Annotated in this window: 14 protein-coding genes; 6 read left to right on the top strand and 8 right to left on the bottom strand. The window is 62.2% G+C overall.

The window, feature by feature from the left end; translation table 11 throughout:
• Positions 1-197: 197 nt before the first annotated feature.
• Entirely contained in the window at positions 198-1,388 is a 1,191-nt protein-coding gene (locus tag B5F22_RS10630; RefSeq protein WP_087392537.1) for a peptidylprolyl isomerase, read from the bottom strand.
• Positions 1,389-2,268: 880 nt separating this feature from the next.
• Between B5F22_RS10630 and B5F22_RS10625 the strand changes: the two genes are divergently transcribed.
• The 6 genes from B5F22_RS10625 to B5F22_RS10600 all read left to right on the top strand — a co-directional run bounded on the left by B5F22_RS10625 (position 2,269) and on the right by B5F22_RS10600 (position 12,796).
• A complete protein-coding gene (locus tag B5F22_RS10625) occupies positions 2,269-2,532 on the top strand; it encodes a TM1266 family iron-only hydrogenase system putative regulator (protein WP_087232376.1) in 264 nt (87 codons plus the stop codon).
• On the top strand, positions 2,522-3,484 hold the full coding sequence (gene hydE / locus B5F22_RS10620) for a [FeFe] hydrogenase H-cluster radical SAM maturase HydE (RefSeq protein WP_087232378.1): 963 nt from the start codon (positions 2,522-2,524) through the stop codon (positions 3,482-3,484). Before B5F22_RS10625 ends, hydE begins: the two co-directional genes overlap by 11 nt.
• Positions 3,485-3,512: 28 nt before the next feature.
• Positions 3,513-4,928 carry a [FeFe] hydrogenase H-cluster radical SAM maturase HydG gene (hydG, locus tag B5F22_RS10615; RefSeq protein WP_087392536.1) on the top strand — a complete coding sequence of 472 codons (1,416 nt, stop codon included), beginning with the start codon at positions 3,513-3,515 and terminating at the stop codon, positions 4,926-4,928.
• A gap of 13 nt (positions 4,929-4,941) precedes the next feature.
• Positions 4,942-6,120, top strand: coding sequence for a [FeFe] hydrogenase H-cluster maturation GTPase HydF (gene hydF, locus B5F22_RS10610; protein ID WP_087392535.1), 1,179 nt, complete (start codon positions 4,942-4,944; stop codon positions 6,118-6,120).
• 180 nt (positions 6,121-6,300) lie between these two features.
• Positions 6,301-7,509, top strand: a complete 1,209-nt coding sequence (locus B5F22_RS10605) for a YibE/F family protein (RefSeq protein WP_242955114.1) — start codon at positions 6,301-6,303, stop codon at positions 7,507-7,509.
• A 40-nt stretch (positions 7,510-7,549) separates the two neighbouring features.
• Complete coding sequence (locus tag B5F22_RS10600; RefSeq protein ID WP_087392534.1) at positions 7,550-12,796, top strand: metallophosphoesterase; 5,247 nt, start codon at positions 7,550-7,552, stop codon at positions 12,794-12,796.
• Positions 12,797-12,856: 60 nt separating this feature from the next.
• On the opposite strand, the gene mfd is transcribed toward B5F22_RS10600, so the two are convergent.
• The 7 genes from mfd to B5F22_RS10565 form a co-directional block, all read right to left on the bottom strand.
• Entirely contained in the window at positions 12,857-16,249 is a 3,393-nt protein-coding gene (mfd, locus tag B5F22_RS10595; protein ID WP_087392533.1) for a transcription-repair coupling factor, read from the bottom strand.
• 23 nt (positions 16,250-16,272) lie between these two features.
• Positions 16,273-16,860, bottom strand: coding sequence for an aminoacyl-tRNA hydrolase (gene pth, locus B5F22_RS10590; protein WP_087392532.1), 588 nt, complete (start codon positions 16,858-16,860; stop codon positions 16,273-16,275).
• 704 nt (positions 16,861-17,564) lie between these two features.
• Positions 17,565-18,530, bottom strand: coding sequence for a ribose-phosphate pyrophosphokinase (locus B5F22_RS10585; protein ID WP_087392531.1), 966 nt, complete (start codon positions 18,528-18,530; stop codon positions 17,565-17,567).
• A gap of 259 nt (positions 18,531-18,789) precedes the next feature.
• A complete protein-coding gene (locus B5F22_RS10580) occupies positions 18,790-19,287 on the bottom strand; it encodes an HD domain-containing protein (RefSeq protein ID WP_087392530.1) in 498 nt (165 codons plus the stop codon).
• A 349-nt stretch (positions 19,288-19,636) separates the two neighbouring features.
• A complete protein-coding gene (locus tag B5F22_RS10575) occupies positions 19,637-21,787 on the bottom strand; it encodes a polyribonucleotide nucleotidyltransferase (RefSeq protein ID WP_087370996.1) in 2,151 nt (716 codons plus the stop codon).
• Between the two features lie 177 nt (positions 21,788-21,964).
• The gene (gene rpsO, locus B5F22_RS10570) at positions 21,965-22,231 is read right to left on the bottom strand and encodes a 30S ribosomal protein S15 (RefSeq protein ID WP_087232405.1); all 267 of its coding nucleotides are present in this window, start codon (positions 22,229-22,231) and stop codon (positions 21,965-21,967) included.
• Positions 22,232-22,426: 195 nt separating this feature from the next.
• A complete protein-coding gene (locus B5F22_RS10565) occupies positions 22,427-22,762 on the bottom strand; it encodes a hypothetical protein (protein WP_087392529.1) in 336 nt (111 codons plus the stop codon).
• Positions 22,763-23,321: the final 559 nt, after the last annotated feature.

Here is a 23,321-nt window from a genome sequence, read left to right as displayed (position 1 = left end):
GCGGCACGGATTTTATAAGGGAACACAGTCCCCGGCAGACCGCCGTAGGGGCCGGGCTTGCCCGGCCCGAAAACCCAGGGCCATGCCAGGGGAGCTGCGGGAGGGGCAAGCCCCTCCCCTACGCATAGCAAACCAAGAAATGCGGCAATGTTTTGGGCCTGCATTCTTCATTTTTCATTCTTCGTTCTTCATTGTCTTCAGCCCACAGCCTCGTCCTCCACCGAGCCGGTGGCCTCAGGGTCAGCGGAGGGGTTGACGGAGGGAGAGGGAGTCTCCTGGGCGGCGGTGTACTTCTCGTTGAGAGCCACCTGGTAGGCGTTGAACTTGTTGTAGAAGTCGGCCACGTCCAGGTTGTCCAGAGTCTCGGTGGACTGGATGTCGGCGTCGGCAATCCACTGGTCCACCTGCTGGCCCATCTTGTACTCACGCCACTTGTCCACGTACTCGCTGGTGTCGGCCACCTTGTCCCGGATGATGATGTGGTAGCCGTACTCGGACTCCACAATGCCGGACACCTGGCCGTAGTCCAGCTCCAGGGCGGCCTTCTCATAGGCGGAGACCATCTGGCCCAGGGTGGCGGTGTAGCCGTCGGGGCTCTGCTCCAGACCCTCGTCCTCGCTGTACTCGTTCATCAGGTCGTTGAAGAGGGTGGAGGGGTCGTCGCTGGCGTTGAGCTGGGCCAGAATGTCTTCAGCCAGGGCCTTCTTCTCGTTGATGGTCTCCTCGTCCAGCTTGGGATAGGCGTAGGAGCCGTCCTCCTGGACGGTGGGGGTACCCTCGGTGTCCACGGTCTTCAGGAGGATGTGGCGGGTCTGATAGACGTAGTTGTTCAGGTCGTCCTCGGTGGGCTGGCCGATGGTGGCGTTGAGGACGTTGTCATAGAAGTAGTTGATGGAGTAGACGAACTTCATGGTCTCGTCGCTGAGGCCGTTGATGGTCTTGCGCTGGTCGTACTTCTCCTGGCCCTCGGACATGAGGGTCTCGTTGAGCTCGGTCTGCTGCTCGTCGGTGAGGGGGCAGCCCAGCTCCTCGCACTTGGCCTCCAGAATCTTGTAGTAGGCGGTGACGGTCTTGCTGTCCTCCTTGAGCTGGTCGGCGTAGTCGGCCACATCGGCCTGGTACATCTGGGTGAGATAGGCGCAGTTCACCGCCAGGAAGTACAGGTACAGGTCGGCGGGAATCACCTCGCCGTTGGCGGTGAGCATGGTCTCGTCGCCCTTGAGCCCGGCGGAGAAGTCCAGGATGTCTCGGGACAGGTCGGCCACGATCTCCTCAGAGGGAGCGGGAGAGTCGGTGGGCTCGGCGGCGGGGGTGGAACAGGCGGCCAGGGAGAAGGTCATCCCGGCGGCCAAAAGCAAAGACGTGATGCGCTTTTTCATAGTCATCATGTTGTAACTCCTTTTTCAGGTGCCGGGAAATGCCCGGCACAGTCTAAAGGGCATTGTATCACCAAATGGGAGAAAAGGCAAACCCTTTGTGGCGCAGGGCGGCAGCCCTGCACTTCTTCACTTTTCACTCTTCACTTGCCCCAGCCGGGAGTGCTCCGCTGGGCTTGCCGTTCTCCGATTTCCCCGGCGGAAACCAGCGCCCCAGCCGGGGACGCTCCGCTGGGGTCCATTTTGAGTGGCCAAAATGGACGAAAAGCCACTTAGGGCGTTCCCCCATAAGGACCTCCCTTGGGGTACGAGGCTGGACCTGCGTCAAGCCTAAGTTCGGCCCGTCACCCTTGCTGTGGCGCCTAGCCGTGCCACCACACCAGGCTACCCTGGGCAGCTGGCCCTATGGCTGGGTGGTTTCCACCTCCGGGCCTACTCTGGAAGAGCGGCGTTCCCGCCGCCGGGAGCATGGACGCACCCCCTGTTATGCTGTGGTAGGGGCCGGGCTTGCCCGGCCCGCTGCTACCCCGGCATTGCCCTGGAAAATTCGGGAGGGGCAAGCCCCTCCCCTACGCCCCAAAATTAAAATCCGTGCCGCTTGCGGCACACCACAATTATTCATTATTCATTTATCATTCTTCATTTCTCTTGCAAACCCGCTCCGCTGTGGTATACTGAAAAAAACGCCTGCGGCGCTGGGCCCTCGCCCGCCGCCAACGGTCCCCATCCATCCTGTGCTGACCCCAAGGGTGTCCCCCGAAGGGAAAGACGACAGATACCGTTTCATACTCGCCCGCAAATAGACAGCGGGGGAGCGTCTTTTGTCGCCTGTTTTGCCTGCACAGTGGGTCTGTGCAGGCATTTTTTATTGCAAAAAAGGAGATACACGCCTATGGACACACGCCTGGCCGTCATCGGCATCATTGTGGAGGACCTGTCCGCCACCGACCACATCAACAACCTCCTCCACGACTATGGAACCTACATCGTAGGCCGCATGGGGGTGCCCTACCGTCAGCGGGGGGTGAGCGTCATCAGCGTCATTCTGGACGCCCCCAACGACGTCATCAGCGCTCTCACCGGGAAGCTGGGCCAGCTGGGCGGGGTGTCCGCCAAGGCCCTGTACGCCCCCGCCACCCAAAGCCATGAGAGCTGAGTTTACCCAGGGGGAGTTGGTGGAGCTGCTGGGACTGGAGGATTTCTCCCCCATCTACGCCCAGGCAGACCAGGTGCGGGCGGAAACCGTGGGAGACACGGTGCACATCCGGGCCCTGCTGGAGATCTCCAACCACTGTCGGCGCATGTGCACCTACTGCGGCCTCCGGGCCCCCCGCCAAAATCTGACCCGCTACCGCATGGACCCGGAAGAGGTGGTGCAGGCCGCCTGTGAGGCCCACGCCGTGGGCTACCGCACCATTGTGCTCCAGTCCGGGGAGGACCCCTGGTATACCCCCCTGATGCTGGGGCAAATCGTCTCCGCCATCAAGGCCAAAACCGACATGGCGGTGACCCTGGGGTGCGGAGAGATGCGGGAGGAGGACTACGCCTTTTTGAAGCTGGCGGGGACGGACCGATACCTCATCAAGCACGAGACCGCCGACCCGGACCTGTACCGCCGCCTCCACCCGGACAGCAGCCTGGACAAGCGGGTGGGCTGCCTGCGCACCCTCAAGCGGCTGGGGTACGAGACGGGCAGCGGGTTTATGGTGGGCCTGCCGGGGCAGACCCTGGAGACGTTGGCCCAGGACCTGCTGCTGTTGGCCTCCATTCCCTGCGACATGGCAGGCATTGGGCCCTTTTTGCCCCACCCGGACACCCCCCTTCGGGATGGCACGGCGGGAGATGCCGAGCTCACCCGCCGCTGTGTGGCCCTGGCCCGGCTGATGCTGCCCAGCGCCAACCTGCCTGCCACCACCGCCCTCACCGTGCGGGGGGACAACGGGCAGGTGTTTTCCGGGGGCGCCAACGTGGTGATGCGGAAGATCACCCCCAACTGCTACAAGCGCATGTATGAAATCTATCCCGCCCAACTGCCGGACACGGACATTCCCGCCCAGCGCCAGCAGCTGGAGGAACAGATCAGAAGCCTGGGGCGGGTGCCCCTGTGATGAATGTTTGAGAAAGAAGGAATCAGCTATGCAGTACAATCCCAAATCCCATATCGCCCAGGAATTCATCCACGATGGAGAAATCCGGGACACCCTGGCCTATGCCCAGGAACACGCCAATGACCGGGCCATGGTCCAGGAGCTGCTGGAAAAGGCCGAGAACTGCAAGGGCCTGTCTCACCGGGAGGCGGCGGTGCTCCTCAAGTGCGACCAGCCCGACCTGGTGGAGCGGATGTACGACCTGGCGAGGCGCATCAAGGAGAAGTTCTACGGCAACCGCATCGTCATGTTTGCCCCCCTGTACCTGTCCAACTACTGCATCAACGGCTGCAAATACTGCCCCTACCACGGCCAGAACAAGCACATTCCCCGGAAAAAGCTCACCCAGGAGGAGATTGTCCGGGAGGTGGTGGCTCTCCAGGACATGGGCCACAAGCGTCTGGCCCTGGAGACCGGCGAGGACCCGGTGCACAACACCATGGAGTATCTGCTGGAGAGCATCCACACCATCTACTCCATCCACCACAAGAACGGAGCCATCCGCCGGGTGAACGTGAACATCGCCGCCACCACCGTGGAGAACTACCGCAAGCTGAAAGAGGCGGGCATTGGCACCTACATCCTCTTCCAGGAGACCTACAACCAGAAGCAGTATGAGGACCTGCACCCCACCGGGCCCAAGAGCGACTACGCCTACCACACCGAGGCCATGGACCGGGCCATGGAGGGGGGCATTGACGACGTGGGCTGCGGCGTCCTCTTCGGCCTGAACCTGTATGACTACGACTTTGTGGGCCTTCTCATGCACGCCGAGCACCTGGAGGCGGTGTACGGGGTGGGTCCCCACACCATCAGCGTGCCCCGTCTGCGCCGGGCCGACGACATCGACCCCGACCAGTTCGACAACGGCATCAGCGATGAGCTGTTTGCCAAGATTGTGGCGGTGCTGCGCATTGCCGTGCCCTACACGGGCCTCATCATCTCCACCCGGGAGAGCAAGGAGTGCCGGGAGAAGGTGCTGGAGCTGGGCGTGTCCCAGATCAGCGGCGGCAGCCGCACCAGCGTGGGCGGCTACGCCGAGGAAGAGGAGGAGGACTCCTCCCAGTTCGAGGTCAGCGACACCCGTACCCTGGACCAGGTGGTGAGCTGGCTGTTAGACATGGGCCACATCCCCAGCTTCTGCACCGCCTGCTACCGGGAGGGCCGCACCGGGGACCGATTCATGTCCCTGTGTAAGAGCGGCCAGATTGTCAACTGCTGCCACCCCAACGCCCTGATGACCCTCAAGGAGTACCTGGAGGACTACGCCAGCCCTGAGACCCGTGCAAAGGGCATGGCCCTCATTGAGAAAGAGGTGGACAAGATCACCAACCCCAAGGTCAAGGAGACCGTCATCCGCCACCTCCACGACATGGAGGGCGGTATGCGGGACTTCCGGTTCTAAGGGGGACGAGACCATGAGCGGATTACAGGAGACCCCCGCCGCCCAGCGGCTGCACATCGCCCTGTACGGGCGGCGCAATGCGGGAAAATCCAGCCTCATCAACGCCCTCACCGGTCAGCAGGTGGCCCTGGTGTCCCCGGTGGCGGGCACCACCGCCGACCCGGTGAAAAAGGCCATGGAGCTCCACCCCATCGGCCCGGTGCTGTTCATCGACACCGCCGGGTATGACGACGAGGGAGAGCTGGGGCAGCTGCGGGTGGAGGCCACCCGGGACACCCTCCAGCGGGCGGACGTGGCTCTGCTGGTCATTGCAGGACAGCCCAGCCAAGAGGACTTGGGGTGGGCCCAGCAGCTCCAGGACCAGAACACCCCCTTCCTGGTGGTGCAGACCAAGGGGGATTTGGTCGCTCCGGCCCAGCTGCCCCCGGACCTTGCCCAGCGGGCGGTGGCGGTGAGCGCCGCCACCGGGGAAGGGATTGAGGCCCTGCGGGCCGCCCTCACCGCCCTGGTGCCCGAGGACTTCGGGCGGCAGGACTTGACCCGGGGGCTGTGCAGCGCCGGGGACGTGGTGCTGCTGGTGATGCCCCAGGACATTCAGGCCCCCAAGGGGCGGCTGATTTTGCCCCAGGTGCGCACCATCCGGCATCTGCTGGACTTGAAGTGCACCGTGGTGAGTACCACCAACCATGGCCTGGACGGGGCTCTGGCGGCTCTGAGCGCGCCCCCCAAGCTCATCATCACGGACTCCCAGTGCTTCCCCCTGGTGGCGGCCAAAAAGCCGGAACAGAGCCTGCTCACCTCCTTTTCCATCCTCATGGCGGCGGATAAGGGGGACATTGACGCCTTTGCCCAGGGGGCAAAGGCCATTGGAACCCTCACCGAGAACAGCCGGGTGCTCATTGCCGAGGGGTGCACCCACGCCCCCCTGGAAGAGGACATCGGGCGGGTGAAGATTCCCAGACTGCTGCGCCGTCGGGTGGGGCAGGGCCTCCAGGTGGATGTGGTGGCGGGCAGCGACTTCCCCCACGATCTCACCGGGTACGACCTGGTTATCCACTGCGGCGGGTGCATGTTCAACCGGGCCTATGTGCTCTCCCGGTTGGCTCAGGCCCAACGGCAGGGGGTGCCCATGACCAACTACGGGGTGGCCATTGCGTATTTGACCGGGATTTTAAATCAAGTGAGCTGGTAAAACATGTGGTGAAGGATGAGATTCCTTCACCACTTTTTTTGCCCCCAGACAGGGAACGGGAGGCGCTATGTAAGAGGGGTGTAAAGTTTCTGTTTGGCTTTAGAAGAACGATTGACAGGGGAATATCCACCTTCTAAAATAAAAAACCATCCGTGAATTGAAGAAAAAGGAGTCAGAGAGATGAAGATGGTTGGACAGAGTAGAAAACAGCGGTTTCTGCTGGTGGGGGCTGTGATCGTGGTGATGTTTTTGGGAGCGCTCATCGCCTTCAACGGCAGGTTGGACCGGCCCGCCCTGCGCCCCACGGGAGGGGCCACCTTTGCCAAGGCGGTGGTGGAAGAGGTGATGTCCAGCAACCTGGACGACAGCGACGTGGAGCTCCAGGGCAACCAGACGGTGGAGCTTCGCATCATCAGCGGGGCCTACAAGGGGCAGACCTGTGAGGCCACCAGCCCCTATGCCAATCAATCCGGGGCCAAGTGTGTGCCGGGCCTGCGGGTCATCGCCCTGGTGAACACCGACTCGGAGGGAAATCTGGTGGCCACCGTGTACAATTACGACCGTGGCATGGTGTTGTGGGGGCTGATTGCCCTGTTTCTGGTCATTCTCTGCCTCATTGGCGGAAAGCAGGGGATCAGCTCTGCGGTGGGTCTGGTGTTCACCTTTGTGTGCATTCTCTTTTTCTATCTGCCCCTGATGTATGTGGGGGTGTCCCCCTTTGTGGCTGCCACCCTCACCTCGGTGATCGTGACGGTGGTGGTGATGTCCCTCATTGGCGGCTGCTCCTATAAGACCCTGTGCTCGGTGCTGGGTACCGTCACCGGGGTGCTCATCGCCGGGGCCACCGCCTACCTGTTCGGGTATCTGGGCCACATCTCCGGACTGAATGTGGACGACGTGGAGACCTTGGCCTTTATCGCCCAGAATAGCCGCCTGGATGTGGCGGGTGTCCTGTTTTCCGGCATTTTGATTGCCTCTCTGGGGGCGGTGATGGACGTGAGCATGTCCGTCGCCTCCACCATTGCGGAGATCCACGCCAACAGCCCGGAGCTGGACTTCAAGCGGCTGTTCCGCTCCGGCATCCACGTGGGCCGGGACATGATGGGCACCATGTCCAACACCCTGATTCTGGCCTTTGCCGGGGGCTCCATCAACACCCTCATCATCATCTACTCCTATAACATGCCCTATCTGGAGTTTATGAACCAGTACGCCATTGGAATTGAGCTTCTGCAGGGTATTTCCGGCTCCATTGGGGTGATTTTGACGGTGCCTGTGGTGTCTGCCATCTCCGCCTTTCTGATGACCAGGAAAAAAATAGAACATCACGAAACCTTTACACAAAGTTCTAAAACCCTGGATAGAAAGCCCACCGGGGGCTCGGTATAATGCCTTGGTGAAGCGGACAAAGGAAAGGAGCGAGAAACTGATGTCAAGAAAGAACATGCGAGCTGTGGCTGCGTCCATTCTGGCCGCCTCCATGGCACTGTCCCAGGCCGTCCCGGGCTTTGCCCAGACACCCCAGGCTCAGGCCGGGGCAGAGGCTGTGGACTGGACCCAGGCCCCACCACTGTTGATTACCGAGGTCTCCACCGACCAGGCCTCGGGCAAGCGCTACACCTACACCGAGGTATACAACAACTCCGATGAGGCCATCAACCTCAGCGAGTACACCTTCTACTACGCCTATGAGGCTGGTCTGGGCACGGGCAAGGTGTTCAAGCCCGCCGACTGGGGCTCCCAGGGCCAGGATCTGTACATCCAGCCGGGGAAGACCATGGTGCTGTGGCAAAGCGAGGGCACCAGTGGCCGCACGGTGAAGGAGTTCAACCAGTTCTATGGCACCGATTTGGTGGAGAATGTGGACATCGTGCGCATTCCCTACAGCGGCATCCACAACAGCGCCAAGCGTGGCTATTTCCTGGGCAAGGATGAGGATTCCATCCTCGTCTCCGCCTGGTCCAACGCCCACGGCGACGAGATCGCCACGGGCAACCCGGACAAGCAGGCCATCCAGTACGGCTACTCCGGCGCCGGCCGGGAGTGCACCAACCTGGGCGTGGCCGACGCCACCCCCGGCAGCGTCTCCCCGGAGCAGGTGCCCCCGGAGAAGGTGCACGTGGTGGAGCAGGTGCCGGACATTGCAAGCGTCCAGGGTGTGGGCGGCGACGGCCTGACGGTCACCGCCCAGATTCCCTATGAGGGCACCCCCTCTGCCATGAAAGTGACCCTCCACTACCGCCAGATGGCAGGGCAGCAGGAGACCGCCTACACCAACTACAAGGAAGTGGACATGACCGCCACCGGAGATGGGCAGAGCTTTGTGGGCCAGGTCCCCGCCGAGCTGATCTACGCCGACCAGGTGCAGTGGTATGTCACCGCCAGCTACGGCCCCGGCAAGTCCGCCCAGACCCAGGAGCAGACCACCAACGTAAGCCCCGTGGTGCCCCAGGACACCCAGGCGGCCCCCCTGGTGGTCACCGAGGTGGCGGCCAATCCCGGCTCCCCCGACGGCGGCCAGTACTCCTACTTTGAGGTGTACAACCAGACCGACAAGCCCATCAATCTGGGCTACTACAAGGTGCTGTACTACTACGACTACCCCACCCGCACCGCCGCCCAGTCCGGCAAGACCTGGACGGTGGGGGATTTCACCACCACCATCCAGCCCGGCCAGACCATGGTGTACTGGCTGACCAGCAACGGCACCACCGTGGAGCAGTTTAACAACTTCTACGGCACCGACCTGGAGCTGGGCAAGGACATCGTGCAGGTCAACTATTCCGGCCTCCACGGCAGCGCCCCCCGGTGGATTCGCCTGGGCACTTCGGAGGAGGACGCCTTCACGGTGGCAGGGTTTAACACCGCCTCGGACCAGTTCTCTTCGGCCCGCACCGCCCTGCAATATGCCTGCCCCCACGGCACCAGCGAGGAAAACGCCTCCATCCCCGCCACCGTCTCCCAGGCCACCCCGGGCCAGGTAGAGCCCTGGCAGGTGCTGGACCAGCTGCTCCCCTTCCAGGGCTATCCCAACTACCCCGCCGATGACGGCAAGGCTCCCACCCTGAACGTGTGTGAGAGCGAGGGGCTGCCTGTGCCCGCGTCCATCCAGGAGGGGGACTGGCTGAAGGTGATGTATGACGTGGACCTGCTCGTGGGCGCCACCGGGGATGACCGCCTGGATGCCTTTGAGGGGGACTACCACTGCGGCAGCGAAGCGCTGAAGAACCGGCCCTACCTCATTGGCACGGAAATTCTCTACAAGCTGGACGACGATACCCAGTGGACCAGCATCAAGCAGACCACCCAGTGGCGTCTGGGCCACTTCCTGATGCAGATTCCCGCCGACGTGCTCTTTGGACATGACTCGGTCACCTTCAAGGTCCGGGCCTACACCCTGTACGGCATGAGCGAGACGGCGGAGGAGACGGTGGCCATTGAGCGCCTCAACGACACCGGGGACAGCGTGCGGCTGAATGTGGCCGACGACACCCTGCTGTCCGGGGTGAGCACCGTCACCGCCAACGACGGCGGAGACAACGCCAACACCACCATTTCCGTGGATGGCACTGAGGTGGACACCCAGATGGTGCTGGAGGACGGGGCCTACTTCATGGTCAAGACCAGCGGCATGAACAACTACTTCAAGAATGCGGTGACGGCCCCCTATGGCGACGACAGCCGGGACATCATCACCATTCTCAGCCCCTGGTGTGAGCTGCCCCTGTCCCGGGCCATCCACGTGGACAACAAGTATTTCACCTACAACGCCGAGACCCAGACCTATGACGTGACCCTCACCATCTGGGCTGGCAACAGCGGTACCCCCTTTGAGGAGATCTACGACGTGGTGAAAAACGAGAACCACGAGGACTTTGAGGTCTCCGGCCTCCAGCTGGTGCTGGCCAACGGCAACAGCTACCTGCCGGTGGAGATCGGACCCGACAACGACAAGACCAACCCCAGCACCGAACTGGACGCCTGGCACACCATCGGCGACAGCTCCGGCATGGTGCCCTATCTCAACGCCACCTTCCGCATCCCCGCCGCTGAGGTCAACGCCGTGGGCGCCCAGCTGGACACCACCGCCCTCACCGACGGCGTGCACCAGATTGTGGCCACCTCTGGAGACAAGCAGACCACCGCCAACGTGGTGGTGGACAACACCGCCCCCGCCCTTGACCTGGGTGTGGCCCAGGGCAGCGTCCTCTACCAGCCCCTGCTGCTGGAGGAGGGCACCGTGGCCAGCGACGCCAACGGGGTGGAGCACCTGGCGGTGAGCCTGGACGGCCAGCCCCTGACCCTGCCCACCACCCTGGTGCCCCGGGAGCTGAGCGTGGGCGAGCACACCTTGAAGGTGGTGGCCTCGGACCTGGCGGGCAATGTGTCCACCGCTGAGGTGACCTTCACCACCCAGGAGGTGGACCCCAGCGTCTCGGACACCAACAACGACGGCATCACCGCCACCACCGCCCAGCTCAGCGTCTGGCTGGACCAGCAGGTGGCAGACGTGACCTTCCTGGAGGGTAAGAACTTCTCCCTGGAGGATGGCAGCATTGCCGTGGCTGACGGCGACCCCGAGGGCAACGGCACCTTCCCCTATCAGCTGTTTACCATCCAAACCGGAGCCACCGCCGCGGATGACACCCTCGCCGTGGCGTGGAGCGGCAGCGCCAGCCACGCCGACCAGACCCACCCGGTGACCATGTACATCTACAACTACACCACCCAGAGCTGGGACCAGGTGGCCCAGGCCGGAGCGGACGGCACCATTTCCAAGTCCGTTGCCGCCCAGGACCATGTGATGGACGGCCAGGCCGTGCTGCTGGTGCAGTGCGCCACCCAGGGTGTGGAGCCGGAGATCTCCGCTGCCACCGCCCTGGAGGCCCAGAGCCTGTCTGAGTGGGACGGCACCGGACGGCCGGAGCAGTACGACTTCGCCCTGGCCTGGGAGACCGACACCCAGTACTATGCTGAGAGCTTCCCCTACCACTACACCAACATGAACCAGTGGATTGTGGACAACGCCCAGGAGTGGAAAATCCGCTATGTGCTCCACACCGGCGACATTGTGGACGATGTGGACATGGTGGGCCAGTGGAAAAACGCCGATGAGGCCATGCAGATCTTCGACGAGGCGGGCATGCCCTACGGCGTGCTGGGCGGCAACCACGACGTGTACGCCGGCGCCGAGGGGTACGGCAACTACTGGAAATACTTTGGCGAGGACCGCTTTGCCGACCAGGAGACCTACGGCGGCTCCTACCAAAACAACCTGGGCCACTATGACCTGCTCACCGAGAACGGCCAGGACCTCATCATCCTCTACATGAGCTGGGACATCTACACCGAGGAAATTGAGTGGATGAACCAGGTGCTCCAGCAGTATTCCGACCGCAAGGCCATCATCGCCCTCCACCGCTACACCAACGTCAAGGAGGCGGACAGCCTGCTGGACTACACCGGAAAGCTGCTCCAGGACCAGGTGGTGGCCCAGAACCCCAACGTCATTGCGGTGCTCAACGGCCACTATCACGGGGCCAGCATCCAGACCGATTGCTTCGACGACAACGGGGACGGCATCAAGGAGCGCACGGTGTACCAGATCTGTACCGACTACCAGTCCGACCCCGAGGGCGGCTCTGAGTACATCAAGTTCCTGTACTTCGACCTGAAAAACGACAAGATCTACCTCAATTCCTACTCTCCCTACCGGGATGACTTCAACTACTACGACACCCCCAAGCTGGACAGCTACGGCGAGGGCACCCGAGCGGTGGATATCGACATCAGCGAGCTGGATGTGGACTTCGACACCAGCGACAAGACTTTGACCACCGACCGCCTCACCGTGGACCTGCAGACCCAGCAGGTCATCGCCAGCTATCCCCAGAGCACCGGGGACGTGGAGCACACCTGGCAGGGCCTCCAGCCCGAGACCCAGTACGGCTGGTATGCCCGGGTCACCAACGACCAGTACGGCATCACCACCACCCAGGTGCAGGAGTTTGTCACCGAGGCCCAGCCGGAGCCGGTGACCTACACCATTGAGGCCACTGCTGGAGTGGGCGGCTCCATCAGCAACCCCGGCCAGACCCAGGTGGTAGAGGGCCAGAGCATCACCTACACCATCACCTGTGAGCCAGGCTATCAGGTGGCCCAGGTGCTGGTGGACGGCCAGGCCGTCCAGCTGGAGGATCATCGCTACACCTTCACCGATGTGAAGGCCAACCACACCATCCAGGTGGAGTTTGCCAAGATTCCGGTGGAGGACAAGGTGGACCTGAGCGGCCTTCAGGCTGCCGTGGACCAGGTGGAGGGCCAGGACCTCAGCGGCTATGACCAGGAGGACCTCCAGGAGCTCCACCAGCTGCTGGAGCAGGCCTATCAGGTCCTGGGCGACACCAGCCTGACCCAGGAGGACCAGGCCATGGTGGATGAGCTGGCAGAGGCGCTGCTGGCCGCCCTGGAGCGACTGCCCGAGCTGCCCACGCCCCAGCCCAGCCAGGAGCCCAGCGAGCAGCCCAGTGCCCAGCCCAGCCAGACCCCGGACGGGGAGGATGTGCCCCAGACCGGAGACCAGGCCAATCTGCTGGCCTTTGCCGTGGTGGCCCTCACCGCCTGCGGCGGCTTGGCCCTGGTGACCGCAGAGCGCAAGAAGCGGGAACAGCGCTGAGAAAACACCAAAAATAACAACCCGGCGGGGATGATGTGAAAATCATCCCCGCCGGGTTCTTTATGCTTCTTTTTGGGGCAATAGAGCGGTGTACTTCTCCACCAACTGCTGCGCCACCCGCAGGGGATCTTCCCCCTGTTTTAGCTTCAAGGTCAGCAGGCCCTTGTCCTGCCCCGGCGTGAACAGCAGCCGGGCGGGGTACTGGCCCCCCAGGTTGGCGATGGCCTGGAGGTCAAATTCCTCCAGGGTAAACCGCAGGGTGGCCCCCTTCTGGGAGATATCCACCATGCCGCACTTGGCGGCCTGGGAGCGCAGCAGAGCGATGGAAATGAGGTTGTTGACCCCACGGGGCGGGTCTCCAAAGCGGTCGATGAGCTCGTCGGTGACGTCGTCCCCGTCCTCCTCGGTGCGGATGCGGGCAATGCGGCGATACAGGTCCATGCGCTGCTGGGCGGACGGCACATACCGCTCGGGGATGGAGGCGGGCACGGACAGGTCGGCGGTGCACTCCCGCACCTGCACCGGAACCTCTCCCTTTTCCGCCAAAACCGCCTCTTCCAGCAGTTTGAGATACAGATCATAGCCCACGCTCATGAGGAAGCCGGACTGCTCGGGGCCCAGCAGGTTGCCCGCCCCTCGAATCTCCAAGTCCCGCATGGCAATGCGGAAGCCGGAGCCAAACTCCGCATATTCCCGGATGGCGGACAGCCGCTTGGTGGCAATCTCGCTCAAGACCTTCCCCGTGCGGTAGGTCATATAGGCGTAGGCCTTGCGGGTGGAGCGGCCCACCCGGCCTCGAATCTGGTGGAGCTGGGCCAGGCCCAGCTTGTCGGCATCCTCAATGATGAGGGTGTTGGCGTTGGCAATGTCAATGCCCGTCTCGATGATGGTGGTGCACACCAGCACGTCCACCTCGCCGTCCCCCATGCGGGTCATCACGTCGGACAGCTCTTCCTGGCTCATCTTGCCGTGGCCCACTGCCACGGTGACGTCCTCCCCCAGCATCTCCTGGATGCGCACGGCGGTGGCGTGGATGGTGTCCACCCGGTTGTGGAGGTAGTACACCTGGCCGCCACGCTCCAGCTCCCGGCGCATGGCGTCGGCCAACACCGACCAGTTGTGCTCCAGCACGTAGGTCTGTACCGGCTGGCGGCTCGCCGGGGGCTCCTCAATGGCGGACATGTCCCGGATGCCAGACAGGGCCATGTTCAGGGTGCGGGGGATGGGGGTGGCGGAGAGGGTGAGCACGTCCACCTGGCGGGCCAGCTCTTTCAGCCGCTCCTTGTGGGTCACCCCGAACCGCTGCTCCTCGTCCACCACCAGCAGACCCAGGTTTTTAAAGTGCACGTCCTTTTGCAGCAGGCGGTGGGTGCCGATGAGAATGTCCACCGAGCCGTCCTCCACCCCCATGAGGGCGTTTTTCATCTGGGCGGGGGTGCGGAACCGGGACACCACCTCGATTTCCACCGGGTACTTGGCAAACCGACTCCTGGCGGTGAGGTAGTGCTGCCGGGCCAGCACGGTGGTGGGCACCAGAATGGCCGCCTGCTTGCCGTCCAGCACGCACTTCATCATGGCCCGCAGGGCCACCTCGGTTTTGCCGTAGCCCACGTCGCCGCACAGCAGGCGGTCCATGGGCCGGGGGGCCTCCATGTCCTTTTTGATCTCGGCAATGGAGCGCAGCTGGTCCTCCGTCTCCTGGTAGGGGAAGTCGTCCTCAAATTCCCGCTGCCAGGCCGAGTCCGGGGCGAAGGCATACCCCGGTTGACGCTGCCGCTGGGCGTAGAGCTGAATGAGCCCCTTGGCCAGGTCCTTGACCGCGGCCCGGGTGCGGGATTTGGCCCGTTCCCACTCGGTGCCGCCTAGTTTGGACAGCTTTTTGTGCTGGGTGTCGTCTCCGCCGCCGATATACTTGGAAATGGAGTCCAGCTGGGTGGCGGGGAGGTAGAGGGTGTCGGTCCCGGCGTAGGCCAGCTTGATGTAGTCCTTGTCGATGCCGTCCACCTTCATGCGGGTCAGCCCCACAAAGCGGCCAATGCCGTGGTGCTCGTGGACCACCAGGTCGCCGGGGGTCAGGTCGGTGAAGGAGTCCACCCGGCGGCGGTCGGCGGCGTGTTTCAGCCGTTTTCCCTTTCGCTTGCCCTGGCTCTGGCCCTGGGTGAGCACCGCAAAGGGGCAGCCGATGTAGTCAAAGCCGGCGGACAGGCCTCCCACGGCGATGGTGATGCCCCCGGGGGCGGGCAGCTCGTGGAGCTGGAAGTCCACCGCCGAGCGGATTTTCTTCTCCCGCAGCAGGGCCTGGAGGTTCAGGGCCTGCTGCTCGCTGCCCACCAGCACCACCGTGCCCGTCTTGGCGCTTTGCAGCTGGGTGAGGTCGGCGGCGGCGGAGTCCAGATTGGCCCCGAAGGTGGACAACTGGCGGCCCTGGGCATTGAACAGGGCCTTGGGAGGCAGGGGAAGGGTGGAGGTGGAGAAGGAGTCCAAAAAGCACAGGGGGAACTGCTGGAGCTCCTCCATGAGCTGGGGGAAGGTGAGGGCGAAGGTGGCGTGTTTGCCCAACTGCACCCCGCTCTCCACCAGGGTTTTCAGGTCCTCGTCCAGCTGCCACAGCCAGTTTTTCCCCCGTTCCGCCACCCGGGCGGACTCGGACAGGCAGACCACAGCGTCCGGGGGCAGGTGGTGGACGGCGGTGTGGTGAGCGGGATAGCGCTGGGGCAGCTGGTGGTCGGGCACCTGCTGCCAGGAGCCATCCTCCTGCCGCTGGGGCAGCACCTCCCGCACCGGGAGGAACACCGCCTTGTCCAGATGGCCCACCCGGCGCTGGGTGGCGGGGTCAAACAGGCCCATGGAGTCCACGTCCGTGTCCCAGAACTCCACCCGCACCGGGTGGTCCTGGGCGGGGGAGAACACGTCCAGAATGCCGCCACGCAGGGCAAACTGGCCCACGCCCTCCACCTGGTCGCACCGGGTGTAGCCCAGGGCAGACAGGGCGTCGGCCAGCTGGGTGGGGTCATAGGAGCCGCCGGAGCAGATGGTCACCACATGCTCCAGAAGCTCCTCAGGGGAGAGGGTGCGCTGGAGAAGGCCCTCCACCGTGGCGGTGATGACCTTGCACTCCCCCTGGGCCATGGCGTAGAAGGCGGCCAGGCGGCTGTGTTCCCCCTGGTGGGAGGCCACAGCGCCGTTGTAGAAGTTGAATTCCCGGCTTCCAATCAGGGTCACGCTCCAGCCGGTGAAGGCGGTGATGTCCCGGCCCAGGGTCTGGGCCTCGTCCTCGTCGGCGCACACCATTACCACCGGGCGGTCCAGAGCGGTGCCCAGTCCGGCGGCAAAGTGGGCCCGGTGGATGCGGGACAGCCCCGACACCGCCGCCGGGGACTGGCCCTTCTCCAGGGCCTGTACCAGGGCGGGGAACTGGGGCACTTGTTGGAGAATGTGGAGTAATTCCTTCATAGCGGCTCCTTTTTCCACCAAAGTTAGTTGAACTGATTCATGGCCTTCTGGGGCCCGTCCTTGAGATAGCACTCCACCGCCTGGGCCGCCCGCAGGGTGGCCTCGTCAATGGCGGTCTTGTCCGGGCCCACGAACTTGCCCAGCACCCAGTCGGCCATGTCGTAGTCGGGGTGGGGCTTGCCCCCCACGCCAATCTTCACCCGGGGGAATTTGTCGGTGCCCAGGCGCTGGATAATGCTCTTCAGGCCGTTGTGGCCTCCGGCGGAGCCCTGGGTGCGAATGCGCAGCTTACCCACCGGCAGGGACACGTCGTCACACAGCACCAGAATATGCTCCTCGGACACTTTATAGAAGGCGGCGGCCTCCGCCACCGCGTCCCCGGACAGGTTCATGTAGGTGGTGGGCTTCATCACCAGCACCCCCTGGCCGGAGATGGTGGCCTGGTGGGTGAGGGCGTGGAACTTCAGCCGCTGCACCGGGAAGTCTCCCCGGTCGGCCAGCTGGTCAATGGCCATAAACCCGGCGTTGTGCCGGGTGTTTTCGTATTTGTCGCCGGGGTTGCCCAGACCCACTACCAGCCAGGTCACCGGCAGTTTTTTACCAAAAAACATGGGGAAAACTCCTTTTTGCTTTATTTTTGGAGGACTATACTTCTCCGATTTCCCAGGCGGGAACCAGCGCCCCTGCCAGGGACGCTCCGCTGGGCCCGATTTCTCCACGATGAGAAATCGGGGAAAGAATCGCTTAGGGCGTTCCCCCCTAAGTACCCCCCTGGGGTACCAGGCTGGGAATGCGTCAAGCTGGTGTTCGGCCCGTCACCCTTGCTGTGGCCCCTGTCACTGCCACCACACCAGGCTGCCCTGGGTAGCTGGCCCTATGGCCGGGCGATTTTCACATCCGGGCCTACCTTGGTGCAGCGGCGTTCCCGCCGCCGGGAGCCTGGCTTCCGGCAACTGGGAACAGTTGCATACCAGGGTTAGGCCCTGGGGATAGGAGTATTATTTGTCGTAGAAGCTGGCACTCACAAAAAAATTGCCATGCCATCTATGTGACCCCACCAGTCCAAGGGCCGAAAAGAGAAAGGTGCACACTCCATCCAGTACCGCGGGGTGGATTCCACAAGGCGGGGGAAGGCCCCGCATTTGGTGGTCTTTGGTTCCTTTCTGGCAGCAGAAAGGAACCCCCAGCGGGTAGCGTCCCCACCAGGCTGGCAAGCCGGAACAGGGAAACCATAGAGGGTCAAACCCTCTTTCCCAAAAGAGAAGAAAAAGGGCTGTTGCAGGCACAGCCTGCAACAGCCCCCAAACGAGCGTGATTACTGGAACAGCTTGGACACAGACCGCTCCTCGTAGATGCGGGCAATGGCCTCGGCGAACATGTGAGCCACGGACAGATACTTGATCTTGGGGCACACCTGGGCGATGTCCTCCCGGGGCTGGATGGTGTCCAGGAACAGCACCTCGTCCAGCACAGAGGCATTGATGCGCTCAATGGCAGGGCCGGAGAGCACGCCGTGAGAGGCGGCAGCGGTGACGGACTTGGCGCCGCCAATGTCCACCAGAGCCTGGGCGGCGTGGCACAGAGACCCGCCGGTGTCCACCATGTCGTCCAGCAGGATGACGTGCTTGTCCTTCACCTCGCCGATAATGTTCATCACCTCGGAGGAGTTGGCCTTCTGACGGCGCTTGTCCACAATGGCCATGGGCATGTCCAGCTTCTGCGCGAAGGCACGGGCACGGGCCACAGAGCCCACGTCGGGGGAGACCACCATGGTCTCGTCGTGGACGGCGGCGAAGCGGCGCAGGAAGTGGTCCACAAACACAGGAGAGCCCAGCAGATTGTCCACGGGGATGTCAAAGAAGCCCTGAATCTGGTTGGCGTGCAGGTCCATGGTCAGCACACGGTCGGCGCCGGCCCGGGTGATGAGGTTGGCCACCAGCTTGGCGGAAATGGGGTCACGGGGCTTGGTCTTACGATCCTGACGGGCGTAGCCAAAGTAGGGGATGACGGCGGTGATGCGGCCGGCAGAGGCCCGCTTGAGAGCGTCGATCATGATCAGCAGCTCCATCAGGTTGTCGTTGACGGGGGAGCTGGTGGACTGAACCACGAACACGTCGGAGCCACGGACGGTCTCATGAATGGAGACAAAGTTCTCTCCATCGGAGAAGGCGCCCACCTCGGCACTGCCCAGGGGAATGCTCAGGTCCCGGCAGATGGCCTCGGCCAGGGCACGGTTTGAGCTTCCGGAGAAGATTTTCAGATCTTTACCGTGAGAAATCATTGTTGTACTTCCTCTCTGTGTGTGATGTATGGTAGGGGTATCCAGTGCCGGGACGGAGCGTTGCCCGCCCACCACAATCGCTGACAAAATGCATCTAAAATATTATATCAGAATCCACCGGTTTTTGAAGAGGGAAATTGAAATTTGTCCAAAATCCTTCCTTCTACACAAAAGAAGCATACAAATTTCCCCCCGGCCTGTGAAATGGGCAACAGACCGGGGAAAATTTAACACAGATAAAATACAGTTTCTGGAAAACTCAGCAGCAACCCACCCGGGCCATCAGCCGACGGCGCAGGGGAATGATGCGATACAGCTGGGCCACTTCGATGGTGGCGCACAGCTTATCCGCCAGGTTCACCGCAATGGCCACCCGAGAGCGGGGCAGATGCACCGCCAGGGGGAACATGTGGGAGACGATGGCGTTGGCCTCACCCTCGCTGAGGTCGGGGCACAGGGCCTGGGCATTGCGCAGGGCAAACACGGGGTGGTCCAGGCACTGGTTGCCGGGATGGGCGTTGCGGTCTGCGGGGTCATAGAGGTACAGGTCGTGGAGCAGTCCCGCCCGGGCGGCGGCCCGGCAGTCCCAGCCGAAGCGCTGGGCGATGCGGTAGGCCATGTAGGCCACAAAGAGGGAGTGCTCATAGCAGGTCACGGAGAAGTGGTGCCGCCATTGCCGCATGGCATTGACCTCCTTGGAGGCCAGCAGAGGAGCCAGGCACCCGAAAAACTCCTCTGCGTGGGGTGATATCCACATAGGAAAAAACCTCCTATCTCTATAAACACAGGGTTGACATCTTTCCACCTCTAGTATAGCAAACCGGGGTGTCGTTGTCAGCAGATTTCGGGGAGAAAATTTTTCCTCTGCGCCCAGCGCAGAGGAATGAATCATGAAAGAATGAATCATGAATAATTGTGGTGTGCCGCAAGCGGCACGGATTCTAATTTCAGGCAGAGACCGAAAAATAGGCGTAAGACTCCATCCCAGAGGGAGGACCTGGGGTTGGCAGACGCTAAAGGGCCTGCATTTTTCATTATTCATTCTTCGTTAATCATTCAAAAATTTCAAGGCGCTGTGGAAATTGCACCACAGCGCCTTGGAATTTTTATTTAATGGGCTCGCCAGCGGCCTTCTTGGCCTCGATCTCCCGCAGAGCGTCCTTGTAGGACAGGTTCACACGGCCCTTCTCGTCAATGTCAGTGACCTTGACCCAGATCATATCGCCGATGTTCACCACGTCCTCCACCTTCTCCACGCGGCGGTTGGCCAGCTTGGAGATGTGCACCATGCCGTCCTTGCCGGGAGCCAGCTCCACGAAGGCGCCGAACTGGAGGATGCGCACCACCTTGCCGTAGTACAGAGCACCCACCTCGGGGACAAACACGATGGTCTCGATGGTCTTCTTGGCGGCCTCGCAGGAAGCCTTGTCCACACCGGCAATGAAGATGGTGCCGTCGTCCTCGATGTCGATCTTGGCGCCGGTGTCGGCACAGATCTTCTGGATGACCTTACCGCCGGAACCGATGACCTCACGGATCTTGTCGGCGTCGATCTTCATCTTGATCATCTTGGGGGCGTTCTCGCTGACCTCAGCACGGGGCTCAGAGATGCAGGGCAGCATGATCTCGTCCAGGATGGCGAAGCGGGCGTCCCGGGTGATCTCCAGGGCCTCCTTGATGATGGCGTGGGACAGACCGTCGTTCTTCAGGTCCATCTGAATGGCGGTGATGCCCTTCTTGGTACCGGCCACCTTGAAGTCCATCTCGCCGTGGAAGTCCTCCACGCCCTGGATGTCGATGAAGGTGGTGAAGGAGCCGTCGTCGTCCTGGATGAGGCCGCAGGAGATGCCGGCCACAGGGGCCTTGATGGGCACGCCGGCGTCCATCAGAGCCAGAGTGGAGCCGCAGATGGAGCCCTGAGAGGTGGAGCCGTTGGAGGACAGAACCTCGCTGACCACACGGATGGCGTAGGGGAACTCCTCCACGCTGGGGATCACGGGCTCCAGAGCGCGCTCAGCCAGAGCGCCGTGGCCCTTCTCGCGGCGGTTGGTGGAACGGGCACCGCGGGCCTCGCCCACGGAGTAGCCGGGGAAGTTGTAGTGGTGCATGTAGCGCTTCTCTTCCTCTTCCCAGATGGTGTCCAGCTTCTGGGAGGCGGCCAGGGTGTTCAGGGTACACACGGACAGCACCTGAGTCTGACCACGGGTAAAGAGGCCGGAGCCGTGGACACGGGGCAGAACGCCCACCTCGGCGGCCAGAGGACGGATCTCGTTCTTGGCACGGCCGTCCACACGGTGGCCTTCCAGCAGCCAGGCCTTGACGATCTTCTTCTGGAACTTGTAGGTGAACTCCTCCAGGTACTGGTCCATATCGGGATAGGTCTCCAGATACTTCTCGTGCCAGTGGTCGATCATGGCGTTCCAGCGCTGCTCACGGACGTTCTTGTCGTCGGTGTCCATGGCGGCCTTGGCCTCGTCCATGAAGTTGGCCACGATATCGTCAAACAGCTCCTGGTTGAAGGAGGCGTGCTGATACTCGAACTTGGGCTTGCCGATCTCGGCGACAATGCCGTTGATGAACTCCACCTGACGGCGGATCTCCTCGTGGGCCTTGACAATGCCCTCGTACATGATCTCGTCGGGGATCTCCTTGGCGCCGGCCTCGATCATGACCACCTTGTCCATGGTGGCGGCCACGGTCACGTCCATCTGGGAGGCGTGCTTCTGCTCACGGGTGGGGTTCATGACGATCTGGCCGTCCACATAGCCCACTTCCATGCAGCCGATGGGGCCGTTCCAGGGAATGTCGGAGTAGGACAGGCAGGCGGACACGCCGATCATGGCGGTGACCTCGGGAGAGCAGTCGTAGTCCACGCTCATGACGGTGCAGGTGACCACCACGTCGTTGCGCAGGTCGGTGGGGAACAGGGGGCGGATGGGCCGGTCGATCAGACGGCTGGCCAGCACGGCGGGCAGAGAGGGCTGACCTTCCCGGCGCATGAAGGAGCCGGGGATGCGGCCCACGGCGTACAGCTTCTCCTCGAAGTCCACGGACAGGGGGAAGAAGTCGATGCCGTCCCGGGGACGGGGGGAGGCGGTGACAGCCACCAGAACGCTGGTCTCACCGTAGGTGACCATAGCGGCAGCGTTGGCCAGCTCGGCCATCTTGCCCACTTCGATCTTCAGGGGACGGCCAGCCACCACAGTCTCATACACCTTGTGGTTGACAAATTCCTTGTGCTTGATGATGGTAGACATCGGTTGATACACTCCTTTTCTTTGAGCCCAGCTGGAGCGATCACACTTTAGCACTTGAACACAGGCCCCTCCTATTGGTGAGACCCATGTTCAACTGCTAAAAGGATAGGCTCCAGCAGATGGCGGGGAATAGAGGCAAGGGCGGCGTGAGGTTCACGCCGCCCTATTTGAAAAAACTTACTTACGGATGCCCAGCTTGGCAATGATAGCGCGGTAACGCTCGATGTCCTTCTTAGCCAGGTAGTCCAGCATCTTGCGGCGCTTACCGACCATCTTCAGCAGGCCACGACGGCTGTGGTTGTCGTGGATGTGCACCTTCAGGTGCTCGGTGAGCTCCTGGATGCGGGCGGTGAGGATGGCGATCTGAACCTCGGGAGAACCGGTATCGGTCTCGTGGGTGCGGTTGGCCTCGATGACGGCAGTCTTCTGGTCCTTACGAATCATGGGTAGTTTCCACCTTTCTTGTATTCTGCCCGGACGCTGAGTATCGGGCGGGTGAATCCCCCGCGTAACAAGCGGGCAATGTCCCGAAACTAAGCTGACGGGTGTGCATCAAAATGCTCGAATAGCATATCATAATCATACCCCAATTGTAAAGGGATTTTTCCTGATTTTTTTATTTTCTGTCAACTTTGGTGATTATGCCACCAGAATGCGGAGGCTCAGCAGCAGCATGGCCCCGATCACCGACAGGGTGGCCACCCACTCCCCGTGCTGTATGAGCCAGCACAGCCCAGAGGTGCGGCCAGCGGGGCGGGGAGCCTGGGGTTCCAGGACCTCCTGGGGCTGGTCCACGTCCAGGTCGTGGTCCTGCTTCCAGGCGGTAAAGTCGATGATCTGTCCGGTCTTGCCAGCGTGGGCGGGGGCTTGCCGGGACAGACACACCAGCTCCCGGGTGGGGGCATTCTCATAGGCCGGGGCGACGCTGCTCATGGTCACTCTCCGGGCAGGTACGGTGTAAAATGTGGTCTCCATAGACAATCCTCCTTGTTGTATTTGTGTCCAGTATCTCACAAATACAGTCCCATAAACGACTCTTCCTCGAAATTTGTCGAACCAATGTTCTAGGAGTATGATAATACATTTGTTCGATTTTGTCAAGTGGGGCGCTCCGCGGGGAAAGCCTCCCTCGGGGAAGAAGGCGGATAGCCGCCTGGCTGAGGAGGGCTTGTCCTTCTCCGATTTCCTTGGCGCAGACCAGCGCCCCCGCCGGGGACGCTCCGCTGGGCCCGATTTCTCCCCGATGAGAAATCGGGGAAAGAATCGCCAAAGGCGGGGCCTTCCCCCGCCTTGTGGAATCCACCCCGCGGTACTGGGTGTCCCTGCGTCTTTCTCTTTTCAGCCCTTGGCCCGGTAGGGTCACATAGATAGCGTGGAAATTCTGTGGGTCGTGCTTACTTCTCTGTACAATAGTACTTCTATTCTCAGGGCCTTACCCTGGCCAGCAACTGTTCCCAGTTGCCGGGGGCCGGGCGCAAAAAGCCCCTGAACATTGCCGAATTTCTTGCGTTGTTGGGTGTAGGGGAGGGGCTTG

Source organism: Pseudoflavonifractor sp. An187, assembly GCF_002160275.1.
Taxonomy (GTDB): domain Bacteria; phylum Bacillota; class Clostridia; order Oscillospirales; family Oscillospiraceae; genus Enterenecus; species Enterenecus faecium.
The sequence above is the reverse complement of the archived record's forward strand: the minus strand, read 5'-3'. Positions and strand labels throughout refer to the sequence as shown.

Excerpts from the sequence above, each read along its gene's own strand:
- B5F22_RS10630 (WP_087392537.1), bottom strand. The coding sequence starts at position 1,388 with ATGATGACTATGAAAAAGCGCATCACGTCTTTGCTTTTGGCCGCCGGG.
- B5F22_RS10625 (WP_087232376.1), top strand. The coding sequence starts at position 2,269 with ATGGACACACGCCTGGCCGTCATCGGCATCATTGTGGAGGACCTGTCC.
- hydE (WP_087232378.1), top strand. The coding sequence starts at position 2,522 with ATGAGAGCTGAGTTTACCCAGGGGGAGTTGGTGGAGCTGCTGGGACTG.
- hydG (WP_087392536.1), top strand. The coding sequence starts at position 3,513 with ATGCAGTACAATCCCAAATCCCATATCGCCCAGGAATTCATCCACGAT.
- hydF (WP_087392535.1), top strand. The coding sequence starts at position 4,942 with ATGAGCGGATTACAGGAGACCCCCGCCGCCCAGCGGCTGCACATCGCC.
- B5F22_RS10605 (WP_242955114.1), top strand. The coding sequence starts at position 6,301 with ATGAAGATGGTTGGACAGAGTAGAAAACAGCGGTTTCTGCTGGTGGGG.
- B5F22_RS10600 (WP_087392534.1), top strand. The coding sequence starts at position 7,550 with ATGTCAAGAAAGAACATGCGAGCTGTGGCTGCGTCCATTCTGGCCGCC.
- mfd (WP_087392533.1), bottom strand. The coding sequence starts at position 16,249 with ATGAAGGAATTACTCCACATTCTCCAACAAGTGCCCCAGTTCCCCGCC.
- pth (WP_087392532.1), bottom strand. The coding sequence starts at position 16,860 with ATGTTTTTTGGTAAAAAACTGCCGGTGACCTGGCTGGTAGTGGGTCTG.
- B5F22_RS10585 (WP_087392531.1), bottom strand. The coding sequence starts at position 18,530 with ATGATTTCTCACGGTAAAGATCTGAAAATCTTCTCCGGAAGCTCAAAC.
- B5F22_RS10580 (WP_087392530.1), bottom strand. The coding sequence starts at position 19,287 with ATGTGGATATCACCCCACGCAGAGGAGTTTTTCGGGTGCCTGGCTCCT.
- B5F22_RS10575 (WP_087370996.1), bottom strand. The coding sequence starts at position 21,787 with ATGTCTACCATCATCAAGCACAAGGAATTTGTCAACCACAAGGTGTAT.
- rpsO (WP_087232405.1), bottom strand. The coding sequence starts at position 22,231 with ATGATTCGTAAGGACCAGAAGACTGCCGTCATCGAGGCCAACCGCACC.
- B5F22_RS10565 (WP_087392529.1), bottom strand. The coding sequence starts at position 22,762 with ATGGAGACCACATTTTACACCGTACCTGCCCGGAGAGTGACCATGAGC.